Source organism: Kitasatospora sp. NPDC091276 (assembly GCF_040684355.1).
Taxonomy (GTDB): domain Bacteria; phylum Actinomycetota; class Actinomycetes; order Streptomycetales; family Streptomycetaceae; genus Kitasatospora.
The window spans coordinates 1-2,466 of the sequence record NZ_JBFBFU010000079.1; the positions used below are offsets into that span (position 1 = coordinate 1).

The 2,466-nt window shown below is 75.4% G+C and carries 2 protein-coding genes; one reads left to right on the top strand and one right to left on the bottom strand.

From position 1 onward, the window contains the following. Positions 1–162: 162 nt before the first annotated feature. The gene (locus tag AB0O19_RS38420; RefSeq protein ID WP_244293373.1) at positions 163–708 is read right to left on the bottom strand and encodes a M48 family metallopeptidase; all 546 of its coding nucleotides are present in this window, start codon (positions 706–708) and stop codon (positions 163–165) included. A 435-nt stretch (positions 709–1,143) separates the two neighbouring features. Between AB0O19_RS38420 and AB0O19_RS38425 the strand changes: the two genes are divergently transcribed. Then, positions 1,144–2,232, top strand: a complete 1,089-nt coding sequence (locus AB0O19_RS38425; protein WP_363626388.1) for a ThiF family adenylyltransferase — start codon at positions 1,144–1,146, stop codon at positions 2,230–2,232. The last annotated feature ends 234 nt before the right edge of the window (positions 2,233–2,466 follow it).

The following is a 2,466-nucleotide window of genomic DNA, read 5'->3' on the forward strand; positions in this document are numbered from 1 at the left end:
CCCCGGTTTGACCGCCGGGCGCTTCGTCGCCGACCCCTTCGGCCCGCCCGGCGCCCGGCTCTACCGCACCGGAGGCCCCCTCTTTTCGTTCCCCGCATCGTTCCCCGCGTCGTTCTCCTCGCCACCCTCTCCGCCGCCGCCTCCCGGCCGGGCGTCAAGCCGTCAGCCGCAGGAACAGGCCGGATCGGCATCCCGGTCGGCGTGCCGGGCACCGGGGATGTGCGGCAGCCGGGCCGCCGAGACCACGCCCTCCAGGTAGCCGCGGGCCCGTTCCGTCCGGGGGTAGGCCTCCAGCAGAGCCCAGAACGCCGGGCCGTGGTCCGGCACCAGCAGGTGGGCGAGCTCGTGCAGCAGCACGTAGTCCAGGACGTACTCCGGCATGCCCTGCAGACGGTGGGAGAGGCGGATCGTCCCCTCGCTGGGGGTGCACGAGCCCCAGCGCGAGTTCTGGTTGGTGACCCAGCGGACCTGGGCGGGCCGGGCGCGATCGCCCAGGTAGGCGGCCGACAGCCCGCGGGCCCGGTCCATCAGCGCGTCGTCGCCGAGGATCCGGCGGCTCTCCTGGGCGGCGAGCTTCTCCAGCATCTGCGCGACCCAGCGCTGCTCCTCGGCGTGCGACATCCGGGCCGGGATCAGCACGATCGTGCGGTCGCCCTCGCGGTAGGCCGAGACGGTGCGGCTGCGGCGGGCGCTGCGGCGCACTTCCACCCGGCCGCGGTCGTGCGGCTCCGGTGGCGCGGCGGCGGGTGGGTGTTGCGGCGACGCGGGCCTCGCCTGCTGATCCTGGTCCCGACGCCCACGCGTGCTGGGCGCCGCCACTTGCGACCCGGACGCTGCACGGGCACGCCGACGCGACGCCGGTGGATGGGAGTCCCGCTCGGCTGCCATGGCACACGACGTTACCCGGTACCACGGACAGAAGTCCGGTGCCGTGGCCGAAATCTTTCATGGAGTGATCGGGAACGAAAAGTCGACGGCGGGTGTCCGGAAACCGGCGCCGGAGCGGATGCGCGGTTATCCACAGGGTCTGCAAACAGATGATGTGATCATGAGCCTGAGCCTGTGGATAACTTTGCGCACGACGTCGGCGCGATGGGGCATGCTGCGGTCAGCCGTCCGGAAACGATCGGAAGGGAGATCGCCGTGCGCCTCGTACTTAAGCCCGCCCTGTCCCGCAGCTGGCGGGACTCCGACACCCTGCAGTTCGGGACCATCACCCGCTACGCCGGGGTGCTCGGCCAGGCCGACAAGACCCTCTGCGACTTCCTCGGCCTGGTCGACGGGACCAGGGACCGCCCCGAACTGCTGGAGGCCGGCGAGCAGCTCGGCCTCGGCCGGGAGCCCGCCGACGCACTGCTGACCGACCTGGAGGAGACCGGGTTACTGGACGACGCGGAGGCGGCCGGCACCGCACTGGCCCGCTTCCCCCAGCCCCACCGGGACCTGCTCGGCCCCGACCTCGCCTCGCTGTCCCTGGTCCACTCCGGCCCCGGCGCCGCACCGGCCGTCCTGGCCCGGCGGGCAGGCGCCCGGATCGAGGTCCGCGGCGCGGGCCGGGTGGGCGCCGCCGTGGCGGCCGTGCTCTCGGCCGGCGGGGCGGGCACGGTCACCGTGGTGGACGGCGGCCGGGTGCGCCCCGGGGACTGCTCCCCGGCAGGACTGCCGCCGGGGGACATCGGGCGGCTGCGGTTGACGGCCGCCCGGGAGGCCGTGCAACGGGCGGCGGGCCGACCACTGGTGCCCGTGCCCCGGCGAAAGCCCGACGGGCCGCCGCCCGACCTGGTGGTGCTCGCGCCCCGGGACGGGAGCGGGGCGTTCGCCGGCGGGACGTACGAGGCCCGACTGCTGCTCCGAGCCGGGGTGCCGCACCTGTACGTCGGAGTGGTCGAGGAGTTCGGGGTGGTCGGGCCCCTGGTGCTGCCAGGGGTGTCGGCCTGCGGACACTGCCTGGTCCTGCGCCGGGAGGACGAGGACGCCGCCTGGCCCCGGATCCTGGCCCAGCTGGCGGACGGCGGGCCCGGCCGGGCGCGCACTCCGGCCTGCGACACGGCCCTGGCCACGATGGTGGCCGGCCTGGCGGCGCTGCACGTCCAGGTCCACCTGGACGGCGGGCGGCCCCCGAGCGTGGACGGGTGGTGCGAGGTGTCGGCCGGCGAAGGGATGCCACGACGTCTGCGACTGCGCGGACACCCGGACTGCGGGTGTCTCTGGCAGCCGCAGCCACCGAGGTGAGGAGGAGAGGAACCTGCCGGGCGCGGGCCCGGCGACTGCGAGGCTCGGCAGCCGCCCGGCCCACGCCACGGCGGACCGGGCCGGCGCCCGGCCAGGTGAGCCCATGGCCAGGTGAGCCCATGGCCCGCGCCCTGCCTGGGGTCGGCCCCGCCGAGGACCAGGTCCACCGCGGCGCGGGCCATCTCGTCCTGCGCGGTCGCGACGGTGGTCAGCGCCGGGCCGGCGATCACCGCC